This is a genomic window from Amycolatopsis sp. NPDC048633 (assembly GCF_040650695.1).
Lineage (GTDB): Bacteria > Actinomycetota > Actinomycetes > Mycobacteriales > Pseudonocardiaceae > Amycolatopsis.
This window is the reverse complement of the sequence record NZ_JBEZHS010000001.1, coordinates 527,733-550,133: the sequence shown is the minus strand read 5'-3', so window position 1 is coordinate 550,133 and position 22,401 is coordinate 527,733. Positions and strand designations below refer to the sequence as shown.

General features: G+C 71.1%; 23 protein-coding genes. 9 read left to right on the top strand and 14 right to left on the bottom strand.

All coding sequences use genetic code 11. The annotated features are described in order from the left end of the window. Window positions 1-11 precede the first annotated feature (11 nt). From AB0C38_RS02750 to AB0C38_RS02710, 9 genes are all read right to left on the bottom strand, one after another. Entirely contained in the window at window positions 12-860 is an 849-nt protein-coding gene (locus AB0C38_RS02750) for a TIGR03621 family F420-dependent LLM class oxidoreductase (RefSeq protein WP_360665411.1), read from the bottom strand. Window positions 861-922: 62 nt separating this feature from the next. Beyond that, window positions 923-2,743: a phosphoenolpyruvate carboxykinase (GTP) gene (locus AB0C38_RS02745; RefSeq protein ID WP_360665408.1), complete on the bottom strand. Its 1,821-nt coding sequence runs from the start codon at window positions 2,741-2,743 to the stop codon at window positions 923-925. A gap of 295 nt (window positions 2,744-3,038) precedes the next feature. Further along, on the bottom strand, window positions 3,039-3,752 hold the full coding sequence (locus AB0C38_RS02740) for a hypothetical protein (protein ID WP_360665405.1): 714 nt from the start codon (window positions 3,750-3,752) through the stop codon (window positions 3,039-3,041). Window positions 3,753-3,856: 104 nt separating this feature from the next. Next, window positions 3,857-5,695, bottom strand: a complete 1,839-nt coding sequence (locus AB0C38_RS02735; RefSeq protein ID WP_360665402.1) for a dynamin family protein — start codon at window positions 5,693-5,695, stop codon at window positions 3,857-3,859. Next, a complete protein-coding gene (grpE, locus tag AB0C38_RS02730) occupies window positions 5,692-6,171 on the bottom strand; it encodes a nucleotide exchange factor GrpE (protein WP_360665400.1) in 480 nt (159 codons plus the stop codon). Before grpE ends, AB0C38_RS02735 begins: the two co-directional genes overlap by 4 nt. Before the next feature lie 48 nt (window positions 6,172-6,219). After that, window positions 6,220-6,834, bottom strand: coding sequence for a TetR/AcrR family transcriptional regulator (locus tag AB0C38_RS02725; RefSeq protein ID WP_360665397.1), 615 nt, complete (start codon window positions 6,832-6,834; stop codon window positions 6,220-6,222). Then, window positions 6,831-7,310 carry a hypothetical protein gene (locus AB0C38_RS02720; RefSeq protein WP_360665394.1) on the bottom strand — a complete coding sequence of 160 codons (480 nt, stop codon included), beginning with the start codon at window positions 7,308-7,310 and terminating at the stop codon, window positions 6,831-6,833. The genes AB0C38_RS02725 and AB0C38_RS02720 overlap by 4 nt, the downstream gene beginning before the upstream one ends. Window positions 7,311-7,354: 44 nt before the next feature. Continuing rightward, on the bottom strand, window positions 7,355-8,002 hold the full coding sequence (locus AB0C38_RS02715; RefSeq protein ID WP_360665391.1) for a hypothetical protein: 648 nt from the start codon (window positions 8,000-8,002) through the stop codon (window positions 7,355-7,357). A 59-nt stretch (window positions 8,003-8,061) separates the two neighbouring features. Then, window positions 8,062-9,576, bottom strand: a complete 1,515-nt coding sequence (locus AB0C38_RS02710) for a dynamin family protein (protein ID WP_360667447.1) — start codon at window positions 9,574-9,576, stop codon at window positions 8,062-8,064. A gap of 206 nt (window positions 9,577-9,782) precedes the next feature. Here AB0C38_RS02710 and AB0C38_RS02705 point away from each other — a divergent pair, with 206 nt between their 5' ends. Together AB0C38_RS02705 and AB0C38_RS02700 are read left to right on the top strand one after the other, a co-directional pair. Continuing rightward, window positions 9,783-10,940 carry a sensor histidine kinase gene (locus tag AB0C38_RS02705; protein WP_360667445.1) on the top strand — a complete coding sequence of 386 codons (1,158 nt, stop codon included), beginning with the start codon at window positions 9,783-9,785 and terminating at the stop codon, window positions 10,938-10,940. Continuing rightward, window positions 10,937-11,593, top strand: a complete 657-nt coding sequence (locus tag AB0C38_RS02700) for a response regulator transcription factor (RefSeq protein WP_360665388.1) — start codon at window positions 10,937-10,939, stop codon at window positions 11,591-11,593. The genes AB0C38_RS02705 and AB0C38_RS02700 overlap by 4 nt, the downstream gene beginning before the upstream one ends. Window position 11,594: 1 nt before the next feature. On the opposite strand, the gene AB0C38_RS02695 is transcribed toward AB0C38_RS02700, so the two are convergent. Continuing rightward, a complete protein-coding gene (locus AB0C38_RS02695; RefSeq protein WP_360665385.1) occupies window positions 11,595-12,032 on the bottom strand; it encodes a MarR family transcriptional regulator in 438 nt (145 codons plus the stop codon). A gap of 94 nt (window positions 12,033-12,126) precedes the next feature. Here AB0C38_RS02695 and AB0C38_RS02690 point away from each other — a divergent pair, with 94 nt between their 5' ends. Beyond that, window positions 12,127-12,534 (top strand): nuclear transport factor 2 family protein, encoded by a 408-nt coding sequence (locus AB0C38_RS02690; RefSeq protein ID WP_360665382.1) that lies wholly within the window; start codon window positions 12,127-12,129, stop codon window positions 12,532-12,534. Window positions 12,535-12,538: 4 nt separating this feature from the next. Here the strand turns inward: AB0C38_RS02690 and AB0C38_RS02685 are convergent, their stop codons facing one another. Continuing rightward, window positions 12,539-13,450 (bottom strand): SDR family NAD(P)-dependent oxidoreductase, encoded by a 912-nt coding sequence (locus AB0C38_RS02685; protein ID WP_360665379.1) that lies wholly within the window; start codon window positions 13,448-13,450, stop codon window positions 12,539-12,541. Continuing rightward, on the bottom strand, window positions 13,447-14,034 hold the full coding sequence (locus AB0C38_RS02680) for a TetR/AcrR family transcriptional regulator (protein ID WP_360665376.1): 588 nt from the start codon (window positions 14,032-14,034) through the stop codon (window positions 13,447-13,449). Before AB0C38_RS02680 ends, AB0C38_RS02685 begins: the two co-directional genes overlap by 4 nt. Window positions 14,035-14,231: 197 nt before the next feature. Here AB0C38_RS02680 and AB0C38_RS02675 point away from each other — a divergent pair, with 197 nt between their 5' ends. From AB0C38_RS02675 to trmB, 6 genes are all read left to right on the top strand, one after another. Further along, on the top strand, window positions 14,232-15,170 hold the full coding sequence (locus AB0C38_RS02675) for an ABC transporter ATP-binding protein (protein ID WP_360665373.1): 939 nt from the start codon (window positions 14,232-14,234) through the stop codon (window positions 15,168-15,170). A gap of 17 nt (window positions 15,171-15,187) precedes the next feature. Continuing rightward, window positions 15,188-15,937 (top strand): ABC transporter permease, encoded by a 750-nt coding sequence (locus tag AB0C38_RS02670; protein WP_360665370.1) that lies wholly within the window; start codon window positions 15,188-15,190, stop codon window positions 15,935-15,937. A gap of 111 nt (window positions 15,938-16,048) precedes the next feature. Then, window positions 16,049-16,972 carry an ATP-binding cassette domain-containing protein gene (locus AB0C38_RS02665; protein ID WP_360665368.1) on the top strand — a complete coding sequence of 308 codons (924 nt, stop codon included), beginning with the start codon at window positions 16,049-16,051 and terminating at the stop codon, window positions 16,970-16,972. Next, on the top strand, window positions 16,969-17,730 hold the full coding sequence (locus AB0C38_RS02660; protein ID WP_360665365.1) for a hypothetical protein: 762 nt from the start codon (window positions 16,969-16,971) through the stop codon (window positions 17,728-17,730). The genes AB0C38_RS02665 and AB0C38_RS02660 overlap by 4 nt, the downstream gene beginning before the upstream one ends. 175 nt (window positions 17,731-17,905) lie before the next feature. After that, a complete protein-coding gene (locus tag AB0C38_RS02655) occupies window positions 17,906-18,457 on the top strand; it encodes a hypothetical protein (protein WP_360667442.1) in 552 nt (183 codons plus the stop codon). A gap of 62 nt (window positions 18,458-18,519) precedes the next feature. After that, a complete protein-coding gene (trmB, locus tag AB0C38_RS02650; protein ID WP_360665362.1) occupies window positions 18,520-19,215 on the top strand; it encodes a tRNA (guanosine(46)-N7)-methyltransferase TrmB in 696 nt (231 codons plus the stop codon). A 99-nt stretch (window positions 19,216-19,314) separates the two neighbouring features. Here trmB and AB0C38_RS02645 read toward each other — a convergent pair whose 3' ends face one another. Continuing rightward, window positions 19,315-21,564, bottom strand: a complete 2,250-nt coding sequence (locus AB0C38_RS02645) for an ABC transporter permease (protein WP_360665359.1) — start codon at window positions 21,562-21,564, stop codon at window positions 19,315-19,317. Continuing rightward, window positions 21,561-22,262, bottom strand: a complete 702-nt coding sequence (locus tag AB0C38_RS02640) for an ABC transporter ATP-binding protein (protein ID WP_360665357.1) — start codon at window positions 22,260-22,262, stop codon at window positions 21,561-21,563. The genes AB0C38_RS02645 and AB0C38_RS02640 overlap by 4 nt, the downstream gene beginning before the upstream one ends. Window positions 22,263-22,401: the final 139 nt, after the last annotated feature.

The following is a 22,401-nucleotide window of genomic DNA, read 5'->3' as shown; positions in this document are numbered from 1 at the left end:
CACCAAGGTACTCAACGGCCGCGGAGGCACTCGATCACCGGGGCGAGCCTGGTCAGGTCCTCTTCGATCACCGTGAAGTAGCTGACGCCGAGGGTCTCCCGCGTGCGCAGCAGCTGCTCGGCCGCCGCTTCCGCCGAACCGATGACCACCGTGGGCAGCTCGCCGAGCTCGCCGGCGCTCAGGTGCGGCACGAGCCGGTGGGCCGCGTCGAGCGCCGCCCGCCGGTCGCCGGTGATCCGGATGAAGTGGATCAGCAGGTTGAGCTCGGCGTCCCGGCCGCCGAGCGCCCGTTTCACGAAGTCGACGCGCTCGGCGAGCGCGGCGGGGCCGGCCAGGGCCAGCCGCCCCTCGGCCGCGCCGGGCGCGGTGCCGGTGAAGGCGATCGTCTCGGCGTGCTCGGCCGCGAAGGTCAGCATGCGGTCGCCGCGGCCGCCCAGCAGCAGCGGCGGCCGGGGCCGGGACTCGTACGCGCGCTCGAGTTCGGTGACCGCGCGGACGACCCGCTCGAACCGCTGCCCCGGCGTGCCCCACTCGATCCCGGCGGCCTCGAACTCCGCGCGGACGTAGCCGGCGCCGATCCCGACCTCGAGCCGGCCGCCGGTGAACTCGTCGAGCCCGGCGAGGTCGCGGGCCAGCAGCACCGGGTTGTGGAAGCTCGCGTTGAGCACGAAGGTGTTCAGCTTGACTCGCTCGGTGGCCTCGGCGGCGAGCAGCAGCGCGGGCACCGGCGCGACCCGCCCGAGGTGGTCGACCACGCCGACGACGTCGTAGCCGAGGTCCTCGGCCTGACGGCACTTCGCCACCCACTCGGCCCGTGAGCCGGGCGCCACCAGTGCCACCCCGAAGCGGAACGGTCTCATGAACCCGAAAGTACAGGCAGAAGGGGACGTCCCTCGGGACGTCCCCTTCTGCCTCACGAGGCTCAGCTCAGGCGCTGGGCCAGCGCGTCGAGCTCGTCACGCAGCGAGGTCGGGACCTCGCCGATCTTCTGGAACCACTCCTCGATCAGCGGCAGCTCTTCGCGCCACTCCTCGGGCTTGACGTCCAGGGCGGCCTGGATGTCCTCGATCGGCTCGGTGAGGCCCTCGGTGTCGAGGTCCTCGGCCCGCGGCACGAAGCCGACCGGCGTCTCGACGGCGTTGCCCTTGCCCTCGACGCGCTCGATGACCCACTTCAGGATCCGCGAGTTCTCGCCGAAGCCCGGCCACAGGAACCGGCCGTCGTCGCCGCGGCGGAACCAGTTGACGTAGAAGATCTTCGGCAGCTTGTTCGCGTCGGCGTTCTTGCCCAGGTTCAGCCAGTGCTTGAAGTAGTCACCGGCGTGGTAGCCGAGGAACGGCAGCATCGCCATCGGGTCGCGGCGAACGTTGCCCACCGCACCGGCGGCCGCGGCCGTCGTCTCCGACGACATGGTGGCGCCCATGAACACGCCGTGCTGCCAGTCGCGGGCCTCGTTCACCAGCGGCACCGTGGTCTTGCGACGGCCACCGAAGAGGATCGCCGAGATCGGCACGCCCTTCGGGTCGTCCCACTCCGGCGCGAGGATCGGGCACTGCGACATCGGCGTGCAGTAGCGCGAGTTCGGGTGCGCGGCCTTCTCGTCGGAGTCCGGCGTCCAGTCCTGGCCCTTCCACGACGTGGCGTGCTCAGGCTGGTTCTCCATGCCCTCCCACCAGATGTCGCCGTCGTCGGTCAGGGCGACGTTCGTGAAGACCGTGTTGCCCTTCTCGATCGTGCGCATCGCGTTCGGGTTGGTGTGCCAGTCGGTGCCCGGCGCGACGCCGAAGAAGCCGAACTCGGGGTTGACCGCGTACAGCCGGCCGTCCTCGCCGAAGCGCATCCACGCGATGTCGTCGCCGAGGGTCTCGGCGCGCCAGCCCGGGATGGTCGGCTGCAGCATGGCCAGGTTGGTCTTGCCGCAGGCGCTCGGGAACGCGGCCGCGACGTAGTGGACCTTGTCCTCGGGCGAGATCAGCTTGAGGATCAGCATGTGCTCGGCGAGCCAGCCCTCGTCGCGGGCCATCACCGAGGCGATGCGCAGCGAGTAGCACTTCTTGCCCAGCAGCGAGTTGCCGCCGTAGCCCGAGCCGTAGCTCCAGATCGCACGCTCTTCGGGGAAGTGCGAAATGTACTTCGTCGTGTTGCAGGGCCAGGAAGAGTCCTTCTGGCCCGGCTCGAGCGGCGCACCCACGGAGTGCAGCGCCGGCACGAATTCACGCTCGCTGCCATCCGGCGCGACGAACTTGTCGAGGGCCGCTTTGCCCGCGCGGGTCATCACGCGCATCGAAGCGACAACGTAGGCGAAATCGGTGATTTCGATACCCAGCTTGGGATTCTCGTCGGCGAGGGGACCCATGCAGAAGGGGATGACGTACATCGTGCGGCCGCGCATCGAGCCCCGGAAGAGCTCGGTCATGGTGGCCTTCATCTCGGCCGGGTCCATCCAGTTGTTGGTGGGACCGGCGTCCTCGGGACGCTCCGAACAGATGAAGGTCCGGTCTTCGACGCGGGCGACGTCGTTGGGGTCGGAAGTAGCCCAGAAGGAGTTGGGCTTCGACTTGAGCTGCACGAACGTCCCGGCCTCGACCAGCTCCTGGTTGATCCGGGCGGCTTCTTCGTCTGACCCGTCGACCCACACCACGCGGTCCGGGGTGGTCAGCTCGGCGACCTCCCGGACGAAGGACAGCACGCCAGTGTGCGTCGTCGGCGCGGTGTCCAGTCCGGGGATGGCGACTGCGGTCATCTCTACTCCTGACTTCCGACGACAAATGAGCCCGCACCGGGAACGACGCTGTTCCGGTGCGGGCTTCATTGCCTGCGGCCGAATGGCTTCGCACACCGGTTGGCGAACCGGTGTGCGGGTTTTGGGATTCTTCGAGAGTAACCGCATGACCGGCAGGTAACCGAGAGCTGACGTGTACGTTCTCTCACAGGACCGATAAGGGAATCGATTCAGAAGCCTGCTTCTTTTTGTTGAAGACATGAAGAAAGCCCGGCGCTCGCGCACCGGGCTTTCAAACTGTGACCTGGGTAACGTTTCAGTTGGGCGAGATCCACTGCCCGGTGCCGGAGTCGATGCGCGCGACGCCCTCCAGCGTCTGCGTGCCGGCCGCGCCCCACGCGGCGTCGTCGGCCGGGTCGCCGAGCTGCTGCTCGCTGCCGGAATCCAGGAGTCCACTCGAGACCTCGGTCCACTGGCCGGGCCCGCTGTGCTCGAACGTCGTGGTCGTCCCGTCCGCGTCGGTCTGCACCGCGATGTCGGCTTCGCCGTCGCCGTCCTTGTCGGTGAAGGCGATCGTGCCGCCGCTCTTCGTCTCGACGATGGCGGTGTCGTTGTGGCCGTCGTGGTCGGTGTCGATCGTCGCGGCGCCCGCGTCGACCTCGCCGTCCGGCATGTCCGCGTGGATGTGGCCGCCGGAGCTGTCGTCGTGGCCGCTGCCGGTGTCGGAGTCGTCGTGGCCGCCGCCCTCCGCCTGGATCCACTCGCCGCTGGCCTCGTCGTAGACGGCCTGCTCGACGACGTGCCCGGTGTCGTCCAGTACGGCGTACTGGTCGGCCTCACCATCGTGGTTCGTGTCGATGAAGGCCTGGGCGGTGCCGTCGTCGTGCTCGACGATCGCGGTGTCGTTGACGCCGTCCTCGTTCACGTCGTAGTTGACCTCGGCCTGGTACTCCTGGCCGTCGACGTGGACGGTCATCGCCTCGGTGCCGCTGGCATCGGTGTCGCTGCCGCCGCTCTCGTCGACCCACATGGGAACTTCCCCCTTTGAACCGGGTAACGCCGTCTCTGACCTGCTGTCGGAGGGTATGACTCACCGTAGGCCCGTTCGGTTCCGCTCCACAACCGGACGGACGCTCAGGCCGTCTTGTCCCGCAGTGCCCGGATCCGCGTCAGGAAGGCTTCGGCCCGCTCGCGGCCGTCGCTGACCTCTTTGAGCCGCTTCGACACGACGGCGATCTTCTTGGCGCGTTCCTGGGCGCCCATCTTGATCGTCTTGTCGACTTCCTTCAGCTCGGCCTCGATCGCTTCGATGCGCCGGCCGAGGGCCTCGTCCAGCGCCATGGACAGCTGCTGCTCGGCCTCGATGAGCTGCTCGGCGACGAGCTGGTCGAGCGTCGAGCGGGCGTCCGCGATGGCCTCGACCAGCCACTGCTTCATGTGCTGCTTGTCGGCCGCGTGCTTGCGCGTGCGGGCCATCCACCAGCCGGCGCCGAGGCCGATGATGATCGTCGCGGGCAGCACCACCGGGTTGAGGATCGCGACGCCGGCCAGCGGCAGCGCGGCCACCTTGCCGGCGCCGACGCCCCCCGAGATGCCCATGAAGACGAGCAGCTTGTCCTCGGCCGTCGGCGGCTTCTTGTCCGGCGGCCGCAGCACCACCGGCGGCCCGCCGGCCCGGGCGAACTGCGCGCGGATGACGTCGAGCTCTTCGGGGGAGAACAGCTCCGACAGCGAGACGTTGGTGACCTGGTTCAGCCGCTGCGAAAGCAGCATCGAGATCCGCTGCGACGTCGTCTGCAGCGCGATGTCGACCTGCTGCGGGAGCGCGGCCAGTGCGTCCCGCTTCGCGCCGTCGATCAGCTGGCGGAAGTGGGTCTGCGCGTCCCGCATCTGCCGGCTGCTCTCGTGCAGGACCTCGACGCGCGTGCGCTGCACCTCGCCGCGCAGCTTCAGCTGCCAGCCGCGGGTCGACGTCCGGCGTTCGGCCTGCAGCTGGTCACGGCGTTCGCGCAGCTGCTCGGCCTCGGCCTCGCCCGCGGACAGCGCCCGGCTCTCGCCCTGCAGCTTCGCCTTCAGCTCGCCCAGCGCGCTGGAGAGCGCGCGCAGCGTGTTCGCCTCGCCGAGCATGGCCGAGCGGCCGACGAGCAGCTCCTGCAGCGCCGTCTGCACCGCGGCGACGCCGGACTTCTCCCGTAGCATCGCGGCCATCTGCTCGTTGGGCGCCTTCGTCGCCGTCTCGAACATCCGCGCCGAGACCGGGTGGAACACCGAGTCGGCGAAGCGGGGCGCGTGGTCGCGCAGCAGCTGCCGGTCGGCCTCCATGACCTCGCGCCAGCCGCGGAACATGTCCACCTTGGTCAGGGCGAACACCACGGTCTCGACGCGCTCGCCGACGTCGCGCAGGAACTGCAGCTCGGTCGAGGTGAACGGCGCCGAGGCGTCGACGACGAACAGCAGCGCGGTCGCGCCCGCGGCGGCTTCCTTGGCGAGCTCGCCGTGCATGGAATCGAGCCCGCCGACGCCCGGGGTGTCGACCAGCGAAAGCCGCTCGAGCAGCGGCACCGGCCCGGTGACCTCGACGTACCGCGGCGGGATCTGGCCGGGCGGCAGCTCGTGCGCGGCGGAGACCCAGTTGATCAGCTGGCCGAGGTCGATGGGCACCGATGCCAGCTGGCCGGGGTAGCAGGCCTGCGCGCCCCACGCGTCGGCGTGGTCGAACACGAGGTAGGTCGCGGTGGCGACGTCGGCGTCCACAGGGGACAGTCCCGGGGTCGCGAGCAGGGCGTTGACCAGGGAGCTCTTCCCGCGGTTCGTCTCGCCGACGACCACGACGGCCGGCTTCTTCGGCCGGGCCCGCCGGACCGCGTCGACCCACTTGGCGGCGTCCGGGTCGGCGTCGCGGACGACGGTCAGCAGCTGGTCTCGCGCCGCCGCGACCTGCGTGGGCAGGCTCGGCGCGGTGGGTGCGCTCACGGGGCCTTCTTCGCGTAGACCATGACGATCGGGGCGCGCAGCAGCCGGTCGTGGTCGGCGAACCCGGTGACTTCGGTTTCGGCGACGACGCCGTCGAGCGCCGGGTCTTCGGTGGGGATCGCGCCGCCGGCCTCGTGGCGGGCCGGGTCGAACCGCTGGCCGTCGGGCCGCAGGGCCTGCACGCCGATCGCGGCGAGCCCTTCTTCGAGGCGTTCGACGACGCCGCCGCTGCGGGCGCGATCCAGCGCGTACAAGCACATCTGGATCAAGGCCTGGCGGTCGGCGAGTGCGCGCTCGAGGTCCGTCGTGACCTGCTGCTGCAAGGGGTGCACATCGGTGTCCGACGCCACGGCCGCGCCGTCGGTTCCCTTCTCCGCGTCGGCCTCTTCGACGATCTGCGCGATGCTCACCGCCGCGATCTGGCCGGTGGGCGTGTCGTCAGGATCGACGGATCCGTCCCTGCGAAACCACGCCATGAGCACCACCTCGTCCCGGTCCCGGCAGATTCCACCAGTCTGGAGCACTCAAGCGCCATCCGGGGGCGAAACGGGACGAAGGAACCGCACCAGGATCGTCCGGAGAACGGCTTGTTCCGCGGGCAGATCGAGGTCGGGGTCGAGGCTGGCCCGCGAAATCATCGCGTCGATCAGCCCCGCGACCCAGCCGGCGGCCGCGCGCGGGGCGACGCCGGGGTCGATCAGCCCGGCCGCGGCGGCTCGTTCGACCAGCACGGCCAAGCCGTCGCGGAGGGCGCCGTCGTTGCGCTGGATCAGTTCGGCGAACTCGTCGTCGCGGGCGGCCTGCGCCGCGGCCTCCAGGACCAGCCGGACGACGGCGGGGTGCGCGACCTGGCCCGCCAGCTCGGTGACGACGTCGAGCAGCGCGGCCCACGGGTCGGCCGCTTCCGCCGCGGTTTCGAGACGGGCGGCCGTCTCGACGGCGTCGTCGGTGAAGATCGCCGTGAACACCGCGCGCTTGTTGGGGAAGTAGTGGAAGAGGCTGCCGGAGCTGATGCCCGCGGCCCGGCAGATGTCCGCCGTCGTCGTCCGCTCGAAGCCCTTCCCGGCGAAGCAGCCGGCGGCGGCGTCGACGATCGAGGCGCGCTTGGCCGCGTGCTTGGCCGGGTCGACCGTCCTCATCGCTCGACCGGCGGCTCGTCGCGCCAGGGGTAGCCGTGCTCGGCGAAGGCGGGCGCCAGCTCGTGGTTGCGCAGGTCGGTCTTCTCGCGGGCGATCTCCCGGCCGTCGGTGGTGCGCAGGACGAGCTCCTTGCCGTCGAGGTAGACGGCGTCGAGGTCGGCCTCGATGCGTCGGGTCTTGTCGCCGCGGACCAGCGTGACCCGGGTCGGCGACACCGTGACGACCAGGCGTTCGACCGCCCAGACCACGGCGAACACCAGGCCGAGCACGAGCCCGCCGGCCACCGCGGCGAGCGTCGCCCACGGTTGCGGCAGCTTCGTGAGCACCTTGAACACGCCCTGGAACGGGAAGGCGTCGAGGCCGCTGACCCACGCGGCGACGGCCCAGACGCCCACGCCGAGCGCGCCGCCGGCCAGCGGGCAGCCGATCCAGGACGCGGTGCGCAGCCACGACGGCTCGTCGACGGTCGTCTCCATGCCGCCTATTATTAGACCGCGTGCTCGGTTTATGAAAGCCGGGGTCAGACCAGCTCGTCGATGACCGTGCGGAGCACGGCCTCGAGGCCGGGACCGTCCTCGGCGAGCCGGGACGAGACGAGCAGCTGGTCGTCGGCCGTGCGCAGCCAGATCGACCCGGCGACGGAGATCTCGATGACGTTCAGCCGGAACGGGTACGCGCGCCGCCCCAGCCGCACCTCGGCCTCGCGCACCAGCTGGCCGAGCCGTTCACCGGCCACGATCTGGCGCCGGTAGAAACCGGGCGCCCACGGCGTGCCGCCCGACGGCTCGCCCGCGCCGCGCAGGGCCGGCCCGCGCGCGTTGGCGAAGTGGCGGGCCGCGGCCGGGCCGAAGAAGTCGAGCGCCAGCCGCATCGCCGAACCCTGCGCGAGCGCGGGCCTGCCGTAGCGGGAGCGCGGGCTGCGCGGGTCCGGGTCCTCGCGGTTGCGGAGGAAGGCCAGGAGGTCGGTCCACCAGTCGGCCCACTGCGCCTGGACGGCCGCGCGGTCGATCTCGGGTGGGACGTGCACCGGGACCTGTGGCTCCACGGGCGGCAGCACTTGTCCTTCGGAAACGGACAGGGCCAGGGCGTCGCGGATGTACAGCGCGACGTCGATCTCGTTCTCGCTGCTCCAGCCGGCTCGCCAGGATGTCGTGTTTTCAAGGCGCACGTTCTCACAGTACGCGGGAAACCCCGACGGGCAGCCAGACTCGGCAAGCAGAAACAACCTCAGGCTTCGCGGACCTGTTGCCAGATCAAGAAGTACGCCCGGTGCACGACGTGCGCGACGCGGCTCTGCGCGGGCGTCGCGCCGAAGGACGCGAAGGACCGCCACCAGCCCGCGCGTTCGAGCGCGTGCGCGGCCAGCTCCGGCCGCGGCGCGCCGGGTTTGCCGAGCTGGGCGCCGATGTCGGCGTTGCTGCCCACCCGCAGCACCTCTTCCGAGAGGTCCTCCGGCATGTCGACCGCGCCGGACGCGACCAGCGTCAACGCTTCGAGCAGCCGCAGCTGGTGAGCTTCGGGCTTGGCGAGCAGCACCTCGATGGCGTCGTGGACGCGCTGGCGTTCGGCCGGGTCGCCCGAAGCGTGCGCGAGCGCGGTCACCGAGGCGAGAGCGGCGGCCGCCTTGATCCCGTCGGCGCGGGCGGCGAACACGATCGACAGCCGCTGCCGCACGGCTTCCAGCCCGGACGCATCCAGCAGCGAGCGCCGCAGCGAGCCCGCCGTCAGCTCCGGTTCCTTGCGGATGGCCTCGACCGCGTGCGAGATGCCGAACAGGTCGAGCTTCTCCAGCAGCCGCAGCCGGGTGCCCGACGGGACGTCGCACTCCCAGCTGGTGAAGATGTCGGCCGAGATCAGCATGGTCTGCAGGACGTCGTCGTCGAGGTCGGCGAGCTGCCGCAGCGCCTCGGCGTCGCCGGAGGTGAACCCGCCGGACTCGGCGGACTCGGCGATCAGCCCGATCACCGGGAGCACGTCGGCGACGCGCGGCTTCAACGTCGACGCCTGCTTCTCCGACAGGATCGTCGCGGCCTTCCAGACGTCGCCGTCCGCGCCTTCGACCGACTCCGGCGCGATGGTGTCGGCCTTGTTCAGCACGGCGATGGCGTTGACCGGGCCGGCCTCGCGGCTCGCGGTGGCCGCGGTGAAGGCGGCGAGGGCCTGCTGGTCGTCGGCGCGGACGCCCTGGGTGACGACGTAGAGGACGGCCTCGGCGCCGGCGACGGCGCTGCGCGAGGTGTCGTCCATCTCGTCGGAGCCTTCGTCGTCCTCTTCTTTACGGTGCTTCGCCGCGCCCAGGAGCTGCTCGGTGCGCGACACCGAAGCGGCGTCGAGCGAACCGAGGCCGGGGGTGTCGATCACCGTCATGCCCTGGAGGACGGCGTTGGTCAGGTACGCCTCGATGTGCGACACCGTGGTGATGTCGACGCCCAGCTCGGCCGGGATCATCCCGTCGGAGGCGAAGGGGAGCACCTGCTTGCGGCCGTCGGTGAAGACGATCTCGACGCGGTCGACGGTGCCGTACTGGAACCGGGTCACCAGCCGCGTGCACTCACCGATGTCGGTGGGCGCGACCCGGCGCCCGATCAGCGCGTTGACCAGCGTGGACTTGCCCGACTTGATCCGCCCGGCGACGGCGACCTGCAGGGGCGCGCCGAGCCGGCGCAGCACCTCCGCGAAGCCGGCCGCGGTCCGCGCGGAGACCTGCGACTGCAGGCGGTGACACAGGTTGGCCACCGACATCGACAGCGGACCCGCGAGCCGGCCCTGCTCCGGTGACGTCACGGCCCCCAGCCCTCCCGTCGTAGGCGACAACCCCGGTGAATCGTGCCATGCACCTCATCCCCGGGTCGCACCGAAGGTGGTACTGACGACGGACGCGCGATCCCGAGCCCGCGACCTAGGGTTGTCTGGTGCGACGGCTGAGCCTCTGGATGCGTGCCCACCCCATGGCGGGCGACACGGTGCTGGCCGTCCTGCTCGGCTTCGTCGACCTGCTGCTGCTCGTCGCCGACCAGTTCGCCGAGCTGCCGGAGCTGCCGCCCTGGTACATCGCCGTGCCGATCAACATCGCGATGGTCGCGCCGCTGGTGTTCCGGCGGCGGTCGCCGCTGTGGTCGGCCTACGTCGTGCTGGTCGTCAGCATCGTGCACGCGACGCTGATGATCGGCATCGGCAGCGCCGTCGGGCTGGCGATGAGCATCTACTCGGTCGTCGTCTACGCGGGGCGCCGGCAGGGCCTCATCTTCGTGGGCGCGGTCGTCGTCTCGTCGGCCATCCAGCTGGCGCTGGCGCCACCGGACGACGAGCTCGTCATCGCGATCCTGTTCCTCGCGTTCGGCATCGCTCTGTGCTGGACGCTCGGCGAGTTCGTCGGCGCCCGGCGCGCGTACGACGTGGAAGTGGAGGCCAGGTTGCACCTGCTCGAAACGGAACGGGACCAGGCCACCCGGATCGCGGTGGCCGAGGAGCGCGGGCGGATCGCGCGCGAGCTGCACGACGTCGTCGCGCACGCGGTGAGCGTCATGGTGGTGCAGGCCGACGGCGCGTCCTACGCGATCGAGAGCAACCCCGAGCTCGCCCAACGGGCCGTGCAAACGATTTCCGAGACCGGCCGCGGCGCGCTCGGCGAGCTGCGGCGCCTGCTCGACGTGCTCCGCAGCGACGACGCCGACGGCGAGCCCCGCGTGCCGCAGCCGGACGCGCACGCCCTCGCCGAGCTGGCCGACCGGATGCGCACCTCCGGGGTGCCGGTGGAGCTGGAGACCGACGACCTCGGCGACCTGCCCGCCGGCGTCTCGCTGGGGATCTACCGGATCGTCCAGGAGTCGCTGACCAACACGCTCAAGCACGCCGGCCGCGGCGCGACCGCGTCGGTGCGGGTGCACCGCACCGGCGACCTGGTGGAGGTTCTGGTGTCCGACGACGGCGCGGGCCGCGTCCCGCAGCTGGCCGCGACCGCCCGGGGCGAGCGCCTGCCCGGGGGCAACGGCTTGATCGGCATGCGCGAACGCGCGCACGTGTACGGCGGGACGCTGGACGTCGGCCCGGCTCCGGGCGGTGGGTGGCAGGTCCGCGCGGCGCTGCCGGTTAGGTTGGACAAGTGATCCGTGTCGTGGTCGTCGACGACCAGGAACTGATGCGCGTCGGGTTCCGGATGGTGCTGGGCGCGCAGGCCGACATCGACGTCGTCGGCGAGGCCGGCGACGGCGCGCAGGCCATCCGGTTGGCCGAGGAGCTGCGCCCCGACGTCGTGCTGATGGACGTCCGGATGCCGGTGCTCGACGGCGTCGAGGCGACCAAGCGGATCGTCGCCGACGGCACCGCGCGCGTGCTGGTGATGACGACGTTCGACCTCGACGAGTACGTCTACTCGGCGCTGCAGGGCGGGGCGAGCGGGTTCCTGCTCAAGGACACCCAGCCCGGCCACCTGGTGTCGGCGCTGCGGGCGGTCGCCTCGGGCGACGCCGTGGTCTCGCCGTCGGTGACCCGCCGGCTGCTCGACCGCTTCGTCGGCACCGGCGGCGCGCCGATGCGGGACACCGCGGAGCTGGATGTGCTCACCGACCGCGAGCGCGAGGTGCTCGTGCTGATCGCCAAGGGCATGTCGAACCTGGAGATCGCGGAGGCGCTGTTCCTCTCCGAGGCGACGGTGAAGACGCACGTCGGCCGGATCCTCTCGAAGCTGGACCTGCGGGACCGGGTGCAGGCCGTCGTGCTGGCTTACGAAACCGGTCTCGCCCGCCCCGGCTTGGCTTAGCTCAGGGTTCGAACCGCGCGAGCACCCGGCCGAGCAGGCGGGTCAGCGTCGCCCGGTCCTCGGCCGAAAGCGGCTCGAGCAGGTCGTCCTGCACCTGGTCGAGCAGGGTGTCCATCCGCCGCAGCTGCGCGGCACCGCCGGCGGTCAGCGTGACCCGATTGCGCCGGCCGTGGTCCGGGTCGGGCGTGCGGTCGACGTGACCCGCCTCGACCAGCTCGTTGACGGCCGCGACGACGTCGCTGCGGTCGACCCGGCACCGGCGGCCGAGCTCCGCCTGGCTCGCGGGCCCGAACTCGTCCAGCGCCGCCAGGATGCGGTAGTGGTACCCGCGCGCCCCGGCCGCGGTGAAGCTGTCGGCCACCAGCCGGCGGATGTGCACGGCCAGCTGGGTGATCAGCCAGCTGGGCTTCCGGGCCAGGCGGCCGGGGGGTTCGTCCATGGCGGCGACTCTAGCGGCTGGAATGTTGGCAAGCCCCACAAACGAGCGTAGTGTTGGTGTTCCCAACATTGGGGAACCCGTCAAAGGAGCCACCGTGCCCGCCACCCACACCACCGACCGGATCGAAATCGCCGACCTGTTCGCCCGCCTGGCCGCCCTGCTGGACGAGCACCGCCCCGAGGACGCCGGCACCGTCTACCTCGACGACGCCGTCGTCCGCTCGCCGCAGCGCGAGCTGCACGGCCTCGACGAGATGATCGAGCACCTGAAGCGAAGCCGGCTCGAGGACGAACACACCCAGCACCTGCACGGCGATGTCCTGGTGCAGGTGGACGGTGACCACGCGACGGCCACCGCCAACCAGCTCGTCTACGTCTACCGGACCGGGGAAGCCCCGCACCGGACCAGCGGGCTGCGCACCGCGGTGACCGCCGTGCGCGGCCCGGCCGGCTGGCGGTTCAGCTCCATGCACATCACGCCCGCCTGGACCCGCAAGGACTGAGACGTCAGCGGAAGTCGTCCGGCGGCGTCGTCGCCGGATCCTTGCCCGCGTTGCGGACCTCGGTGATCCAGCGGCCGAAGTCCGGACGGTCTCCGTCGATATCGGTGTAGCCGTACTCCTTCATCAGCGTCCACGACGCCAGCGTCTGGCCGGCGAAGCGCGCGACGTCCAGGTCCTGCGCCAGGGCCGCGACGCCGCGCGCCAGCAGGTACGGCGTCTCGGAGATCTTGAAGTCGACCGGCGCGATCTTTCCGACCGCGTCACGCCAGTTGTCCTCGGTGACCTGGAAGACGTCGAGCATCGACTCCGACCGCAGGAAGCCCGGCGTGACCGCGAGGCCCACGCAGTCGTTCTTCTTCAACTCCACGCCCAGCGCGCGGCCGAGCGCGCGGATGCCGCACTTCGCCAGGTAATAGGGGAGACCGGCGCCGACGTAGTCGTCGTTGTCGCCGTCGGTCACCTCGAGCACCAGCCCGCGCTTGGCGACCACCAGCGGCAGCAGCTTGTGCAACGCGATGAGGTGCGTGTCGAGCGCGTTGTGCGTCAGGTTCAGCGCGTCTTCCAGCGGCGTCTCCCAGAACGGCGCGTCGAAGTGGAAGAACATGTCACCGCCCCAGACGTCGTCGACCAGGATGTCGATTCCGTCCACTTCGGACTCGATGCGCGCCTTCAGGGCGTCCACATCGGACACCGACGTGAAGTCGCAGCGGACCACAACGGCCTGGCCGCCCGCCGCCTCGACCAGTTCGCCCGTCTCTTCGATCGTCTCCGGGCGCTTCAGCGGTGACGCCGATTCGCGCGTCGTGCGGCCGGTGACGTACACCGTCGCCCCCGCGCGGCCCAGCTCCACCGCGATCGCCCGCCCGCAGCCCCGGGTCGCCCCCGTGACCACCGCGACCTTTCCGTTCAAGCTCATGTTTCCTCCCGTCCCCGCCACGCGGTCAGCACCGCGTCGACGTCCTCCGCCAGCCGGTCGGCCAGCCGCCCGTGCGGCCGGATCGACCAGTCGATCGACACCCCGTTGATGACCCCGAGCACCGCACGGGCCGCCCGCGGCACGCTCGGCGCGTGCGGCAGCGAACCCGCCGCGGCCCGCACGAGCCGCCGCAGCTCTTCCTCGACCGCGGTGAAGTGCTCGCCCAGCAGCGACCGCAGCACCGGGTCGCCGATGTCCACGCCGAGCTGGCCCAGGTGGTTCGCCGCCTCTTCGGCGTCGCCCAGCACCGCGTAGACCGACACCGCCGCGGCGCGCAGGCCGACGACCGGGTCGTCCGCCCGCTCGGCGCACGCCCGCATCTGCTCGACCGCCCGCCGCGTGGCCCGTCGGCTCATCTCCTGCAGCAGGCCGCTCTTCGAACCGAACCGCTGCGCGATCGTGCCGACCGAGACATTTGCCTCCGAAGCCACCTGCGCAAGCGTGAAACCGGGGCCGCAGCGGCCGATCACGGTCTCCGCCGCACTCAGCAGCCGCTCGTCGGTGATGCTCCTCGGCCGGGCCACGGCATTATTGAACCACAGTTCATTAATGACTGCGAATCAGGGTCGGGTCAGGGTCATCACCCATCGCGCATCGGCCGAAGAGCCAGCAAGGTACTACTCAGGTAGGGGGCCCGGTTCGGTCTCCAGGGTGACGCGCGAACCGGCTCCGACCCGCGACGATGAACACGTCGTAAGCGAGGGGCGGAAGAGGAGCAGTCATGATCGAGGCAAGCGGCCTCACCAAGCGGTACGGGAAGACACTGGCGGTGAACAACCTGTCGTTCTCCGTGGCCGCGGGTCAGGTCACCGGCTTCCTCGGCCCGAACGGGGCGGGCAAGTCCACCACCATGCGCATGATCCTGGGCCTGGACAACCCCACGGACGGCCAGGTCACCATCGGGGGCAAGAAGTACCACGAGCTCAAGGAACCACTGCGCACCGTCGGCGCGCTGCTCGACGCGAAGTGGGTGCACCCCAACCGTTCGGCGCGCGCCCACCTGCAGTGGATGGCGAAGTCCAACCGCATCCCGGCGAGCCGCGTCGAGGAGGTGCTCGACACCGTCGGCCTGAACAGTGTCGCGGGCAAGCGCGCCGGCGGGTTCTCGCTCGGCATGTCGCAGCGGCTCGGCATCGCGGCCGCGTTGCTCGGTGACCCCGAGGTGCTGCTGTTCGACGAGCCGGTGAACGGCCTCGACCCCGAGGGCATCCTCTGGATCCGGAAGTTCATGCACCGGCTGGCCGAAGAAGGCCGCACCGTGTTCGTGTCGAGCCACCTGCTTTCGGAGATGGCGCTGACCGCGAGCAACCTCGTGGTGATCGGCCGCGGGCAGCTGATCTCGCAGTCCTCCACCGAGGACTTCGTCTCCCGTGCCGCGGAGAACACCGTCAAGGTCCGCTCGCCGCAGCTCGCCGAGCTGCGTGAGGTCCTGCAGCGGGCGAGCGCCGGGGTCGCCGACGAGGGGAACGCGCTCGTGGTGTCCGGGATGGACAGCGACAAGATCGGCGAGATCGCCGCGTCCAACCGGATCGTGCTGCACGAGCTGAGCCCGCAGACCGGCTCGCTCGAGCAGGCCTTCATGCAGATCACCGGCGACTCCGTCGAGTACCACACCGGTCTCGACGCCGAGGCGCAGCACGTGCTCGAGTCCGCCAAGTAACCGGGGAAACCAAGATCATGAACCTGCTCGCGGTAGAACGCATCAAGCTGTTCAGCACCCGCTCGCCATGGTGGTGCGCGCTCATCACCCTGGCCCTGACCATCGGCTTCGCCGCCATCATCGCCGGCGCGACGCCGTCCGACTCGCAGCTCACGCTGTCCGCCACCCAGTTCGGCGGCTCCCAGTTCGGCATCGCCGTCGTCATGGTGCTCGCCGCGCTCGCGGTGACCACCGAATACCGCTTCAACACCATCCGCACCACGTTCCAGGCCGTGCCGCACCGCTCGCCGGCGCTGGTCGCCAAGGCGATCGTCGTCGCGCTCGTGGCGCTGGTCATCGGCGAGATCGCCGCGTTCGGCGCACTGGGCCTCGGCATGCTCATGCGGCCGGACGACAACCTCGGCCTGCACACCGCGCAGGACTGGATGAACGTCGCGGGCCTCGGCCCGGTGTTCGCCATCAGCGCCGTGCTCGCCGTCGCGCTCGGGGTCCTGATCCGGCACAGCGCCGGAGCCATCGCACTGCTGCTCATCTACTACTTGGCCGTGGAAGAGCTCGTGCAGCTGATCCCGAAGATCGGCGCCCACATCCACGAGTGGCTGCCGTTCAACGTGGCGAACAAGTTCCTGCGCGGCTCGGCGATCGTCGACGGCCCCCCGCCGTCGGACTCGCCGCTGAGCCCGGGCTGGGCGCTGGCGTACTTCGCCGGCATCGCCATCGTGTTCCTGCTCGTCGCACTCGGGGTTGCGAAGAAGCGGGACGCCTGAGGGGGAACAAGGGGGATAAGGGGAGAGAAACGGGAATCCGGGTCGCGCTGTCGGGGGGCGACCCGGATTCCCGTTTCTCGGTAGGCTCCTCCGGACGGGACAGGGGAGCGCATGATCGAAGCGAACGCACTGACCAAGCGGTACGGCGCCACCACCGCGGTCAACGAGCTGACGTTCACCGCACGGTCGGGGCGGGTCACCGGCTTCCTCGGCCCGAACGGCGCCGGCAAGTCCACGACCATGCGGCTGGTCCTCGGGCTCGACACGCCCGACGCGGGCACGGCGCTCGTCGACGGCGTCCCCTACCGGCAGCTGCAAGATCCACTCAGGACGGTCGGCGCGATGCTGGACGCCACCTGGCGCCACCCCGGCCGCAGCGGGCGTGACCACCTCCGCTGGCTGGCCGCGACCAACGGTCTCCCCGAGAAGCGCGTCGACGAGGTGCTGGACCTGGTCGGGCTGTCGAGCGCCGCCGGGCGCCGCGCCGGGCAGTACTCGCTCGGCATGCTGCAGCGGCTCGGGATCGCCTGCACGCTGCTCGGCGACCCGCGCGTCCTGCTGTTCGACGAGCCGGTCAACGGCCTCGACCCCGAGGGCATGGCCTGGATCCGGCGGCTGCTGCACGCGCTGGCCGCGGAGGGGCGGACCGTGTTCGTCTCCAGCCACCTGCTGCCCGAGATGGCGCAGACCGCGCAGGACCTGGTCGTGATCGGCCGGGGCCGGCTGATCTACCAGGGCACGATGGACGAGTTCGTGGCGAAGACGAGCGCCCACGGCGTCCGCGTGCGCACCCCGCACGCGGACGAGCTGCGGACCGCGCTGACCGGGCAGGCGGAGTTCACCGAAGACGGCGGCGCCTTCGTGGTGTCCGGATTGGACAGTGACCGGATCGGGCAGCTCGCCTTCGACGCCGGGGCGACGCTGCACGAGCTGAGCCCGATCACCGGCTCGCTCGAGCAGGCCTACCTCGACCTCACCCGCGACGCCGTGGAGTTCGCCACGCCGGCCGCGGCTCCTTCGGAGGCCACCCGATGACCACGACCGCCAACCTGCTGCGCGCCGAGCGCATCAAGCTCTTCAGCACCCGGGCGCCGTGGTGGTGCCTGGCGCTCGCGTTCGCCGCGCCACTCGGCTTCACCGCGCTGTTCTTCGCGCTGGCCGGTCCGGAGATCCCGCCGACCGTCGGCAACACCCAGCTCGCGAGCGGCAACGGCCGGACCGTGCTGGTCGTGCTCGCGATCCTCGCGACGGCGGCGGAGTTCAACTGGGGCACGATGCGGCTGACGTTCCAGGCCGTGCCGAGCCGGGTGCCCGCGCTGCTGGCGAAGGTCGCGGTCATCGGCGCGGTCGGCGCCGGGCTCGGGCTGCTGGTCGGCTTCGGCTCGTGGGGCCTGGCGACGCTGGTGGCGCCGGACGCCGACCTCGCGCTGCACTCGGGCGCGGAGTGGCGCTCGGTGCTCGGGCAGAGCCTGGTCTTCCTGCTCTCCGCGGTGGCCGGCGTCGGCGTCGCCCTGCTGCTGCGCAGCATCGCGTTCGCCCTGACGGTGGTGCTCGTGTGGACGCAGGTGCTCGAAGGCGTCGTCGTCTTCATCCCGGGCGCCGGCAAACACATCTACCAGTGGATGCCGTTCCACGCGGCCGACCAGTTCGTCGGCGCCGGCGGGTTCGGCGGGGGCCCGCTGCAGCTGCCACCGGCCCCGCTCGGCCCGTGGGGCTACCTCGGTTACTTCGCGGCGATCTGCGTTGCCCTGTTCGTGGCCGGGGTGTGGGTCACGGCACGACGCGACGCCTGAGCGTGACCGTCGTCTCGATACCGCAAAAAACTGCGTTAAGAGAAGATGAAGAGCCTGTGGCTTCTCTCACAGCCACCGGACATAATGCTATGACCAGGCAATATTCGTAAGAGAGCGAACCGGAACCGTCTAGCTCCCCTGGAGGTGATCCTTGACGGTGGACACCGGTCAAGAATTGGGCGGCACCATTCCCCGGGCCCGCGTCGAAGACGACGCACCACGGCTCGAACCCATGTTGGACCTCGAATGGTCGCGGGCGATCGACCTTCCGCAGGGCGCCCTGTCGGCGACGACGCCGGCCGAACTCCGCCGGGCGTGGGTGCATCGCGCGCCCGAAGACAGCGTCCTGGCCCTGTTCCGCGCCTCGGCCGGGATGGCGGGCCAGATTCCCGCGCCGTGGTGGCTGCGGGCGGTGGCCGATGGCACTCTCGATTCGCGGGAACAGGGTTTCCGCGTCGAGGACCGCATCGCGCAACTGCTCGGCAGGCGGCCGGGCTGGGAATTCGTGCCGTGGGCCGCGGACGGCGAATCCGGCTACTGGGAGTTCATCCCGTCCGAACGCGGGAAATCGGGGCACGCGATTCCCACGACGGTGCTGAACACCGACCGGCACGACGGCTGGATCGACGTCCTGCCGGCCCACACCGGGGCGACGCCGGACCCGATCGCGATCGCCGGGCTGGCGGGCCTGCGGTCTCGTCTCGGGGAGCTCGAAGCCGTTCGTTAATCCATCCATGCCCCCGCCACCACCCTCAACGGAGGCGCTGCGCGCCCAGCTACATTCCATGGGTGGAAAACGAGGACCAGACCAGGCTGCGCAGCGTGGTCAGCTACGTCAACCGCGGCGGCCGGATGACCGTCGGGCAGCAACGCGCGTGGGATGAGCTGTGGCCGAAACTCGGCCGCACCGTCGGCGAGCTGCCCGAGGGGACGCTGGACTTCGCCGCGTGGTCCGGCCGCGAGGCGCCGGTGCTGGTCGAGATCGGCTCCGGCATGGGCGAAACGACGTCGCAGCTGGCCGCCGCGGCGCCGGAGCTGAACTACGTCGCGGTCGAGGTCTACGAACCCGGCCTCGGGCAGCTGATGCTGCGCGCCGAAAAGCTGGGCGTCGAGAACCTGCGGCTGCTGCACGGTGACGCCGTCGTGCTGCTGACCGAGCACGTCGAGCCGGGGACGCTGCACGGCGTCCGCTTGTTCTTCCCGGATCCGTGGCCGAAGAAGAAGCACCACAAGCGGCGGATCGTGTCGCCGTCGTTCGCCGCGCTCGTGGCGTCGCGGCTCGCGCCCGGCGGCACCTTCCACATGGCGACCGACTGGGAGAACTACGCCGAGCAGATGCTCGAGGTCTGTTCCGCGGAGCCGGCGTTGAAGAACCGGTACGACGGTTGGGCGCCCCGGCCGGAGTGGCGGCCGGTGACGAAGTTCGAGCAACGCGCGGACGTCGAAGGCCGCGTCTCGCACGACCTGATCTTCGAGAAGCGTTAGAAACGCTGAAGGGGACCCTCCCCGGATCCCCGCGGAGAAAGTCCCCTTCAGCTCACTACCCCCGGTGCTCGCCCCTCCCCCGACAGAGGGGCGAACGTCCTATTCCTCGGCCAGCGGTTCCGCCTGCACCCGCTTGAGGGCGGGTGTGCAGACCGACGCGCCGAGCAGGGCCACGCCGATCCCGAGCACCACCGGCGCCAGCAGCCACGGGCTCACCACGATCCCGCGTGGGTCGACCATGCTGTAGAGCCCAACACCGACCAGTACCCCGACGATTCCCGCGCCGATGGTGGCGACCAGCGCGGGCAGCGCGGCCTCCATCCGCAGCGCCCTCGACAGCACCCGCACCGGCGTGCCGGCGGCCATCAGCGCCCCGAAGGTGCGGCGGCGGTCCATCACCGACCCCGCGGTCGCGACCGCGGCGCTGCACCCGGCCAGGATCCCCGCCGCGACCAGCCCGATCACCGTGACGCGGCGCAGGTCGCCGAGCTCGGTCTGCTGGTTGAACAGGTACTGGTCGCGGCTGCCGATCTCCGCGCCGGCGGCCGGTCCGGCCAGCGCCGTCCGGACGATCTCGCGGTTCGCGTCGGTGGTCGGCGCGACCACGGTGACGTACTTCGCCGTGACGCCCTCGGGCACCGCGGCCGGGTCGATGATGAGCGAACTCGAGAGGTCGGCGTCCGGGAAGTGGACGGCTTCCACCCGCGTGCCCGACTTCGGGGCCATGCCCGGCGCGTCGTAGTCGCCGGTGAGCTTGTACTGCGCCAGGTCGAGCGCCGTGTCGCTGTAGATCGCCGGCCCGCCGGCGCACTTGTCCGGCGTGATCCCGAACCGCGTCAGCTGGACGGCGTCCGCGCAGCTCATCACCAGGCCCCGCTGGACCGTGCGGTTGCGGCCGTCGCCCTGGGCGAGGTAGATCTCGCCGACGGCGACCGCCTTCGCGGACTGGCCGTACTTCTGCAGCGAGGCGTTGGCCTGGTCGACGATCTTGCCCGCGTGCTGGGCGTCGGTGTCGACGTAGACCACGGAGTCCTGGAAGGAGCGGCCGCCGCCGGCCATCGACTCGAACGTCGGCAGCAGCGTCAGCGCCATCGACCCGGCGAACACCGCGAGCACGATCCCGGCGGACGCCCGGTAGGCGCTCTTCGGGTCGTCACGCAGGCGGCGCCCGGCGAGCAGCGAGGACGGCCGGCGCCAGATCCGGACGAAGGTGCCGCCCACCGCCGACGTCACCCACGGCCCGACGATCGCGGCCGAGCCGACCAGCAGGAACAGCCCCGCCATGACCATCGTGATGCCGCCGGAGTCCTTCGCCGTCGTCACGGCGACGAGGAAGAACAGCCCGGCCGCGGGCAGGGCGAGCAGCCGCCACCAGTGCAACGGCTTCTTCGTGTGGCCGCCGGTCGCGAACAGCGGGTTCTTGAGCACGCGGCGCAGGCCGAGGATGCCGGCCAGCACCACGAGCACCGGGATGGCCACGACGATGAACACCGTCAGGCCGACCGGCAGCGCGAAGTCGGACGCGAGCCAGGTACCGCCGGCCCACGGCACGAACGACGCGAGGCCGCGCAGGGCCGGGCTCAGCACCAGGCCGAGCAGGGCGCCGATGCCCGCCGACAACGTCGTCTCGGCGGCCACCATGTTCGTGACCTGGCCGGGAGTGGCGCCGGCCAGCCGGATCGCGGCGAGCCGCCGCTCACGCCGGGCCGCGGTCAGCCGCGCCGACGACGCGACCAGCACCAGGCTCGGCACCAGCAGCACGATGATCCCGACCCAGGACAGCAGCATCAACAGGCCGTCCGGGCTCGCCTTCCCGGCGGGGAAGCCGCCGATCGGGTTGGCGTTCTCGGGCATCGCGTCGGGCGTGTGCCCGACGAGCGCGACGAGCTGCTCCGGGAAGCGGAGGCCGTCCTCGCCGAGCGCGCCGACGGGCTTGCCGAACCGGTCGCCCAGCTGGTCGGCCGGGTGCCCCTGGAGCAGCCGGCCGAGTGCCGGCGAAACGACGGTCTCACCGGGCCCGGGCAGCTGCGGCACCCCCGCGGGCAGCTGGACGGACCCCGGCGTGGTGCCGCCGGTCAGCGCGACGTCGACGCGCACGATCTGCTGCCCGGCGAAGTAGTCGTTCGACGAGTTGAACAGGATCTTGGCCGGGCCGTCGGAGGTGCGGCTGTAGAAGTGTTCGCCCTGCCAGAGGGCCCGCTGCTCGCGGTGCTGCGTGGCGAACGGCAGCGTCGCCAGCAGCAGCACCAGCCCGGTCGCGACGGCCACCCCGATCGCGGTGAGGATCGCCGACGTCCGGGTCCGCCGGTCGACCTTCAGCACCCGCAGGGCGATCTGGAGCGAGTTCACGCCGCCAGCCTCGTCGCGATCAGGCCGTCGCGGATGGCGACGGTCTTCGGCATCGACTCGGCCAGCTCGCGGTCGTGGGTCACCACGAGTACCGCGGCGCCCGTCTCGTGGGCGGCGCCGAGCAGGGCGTCCATCGTGTCGCGGCCGGTGCGCGTGTCGAGCGCGCCGGTCGGCTCGTCGGCGAAGATCACCTTCGGCCGGTGGGTCAGCGCCCGCGCGATCGCGACGCGCTGGGCCTCGCCGCCCGAAAGCTCGCCGGGACGGCGGCGCTCCTTGCCGGCCAGGCCGAGGCGCGAAAGCCACTGGCGGCCGGCGTCGATGGCCTCCTTGCGGCCGAGCCCGGCCAGCAGCGAAGGCAGCGCGACGTTCTCTTCGGCCGACAGCTCGGCGACCAGCATCCCCGACTGGAAGACGAAGCCGAACTCGGTGCGGCGCAGCTCGCTGCGCTTCTTCTCGCCGAGGTCGTCGATCCGCTGCCCGGCCAGGAAGATCTGCCCCTCGTCGGCCCGGAGGATGCCGGCCAGGACGTGCAGCAGCGACGTCTTGCCGGAGCCGGACGGCCCGACGATGGCGACGGCGTCCCCCGGGTTGATGTCGATGTCGACGCCGGCCAGGGCGTACTGCGCGCCGTAGCGCTTCACCAGCCCACGGCCGGACAGCACCGGCCCATTCGTCCACTGTGGAGTGTTCGGGTCCACGAGGTTCTCCCTGTCGGTTCGGATCCTGATGCCGATGACCTTCGCGGATATCAGGGGGTGTCCACTTCGGGCAGACGGCCAGTCACGTGCCGCGGCGCATCGGCCGATCGGCCGAGGGAGTGCGGGCCACTCGGCCAAG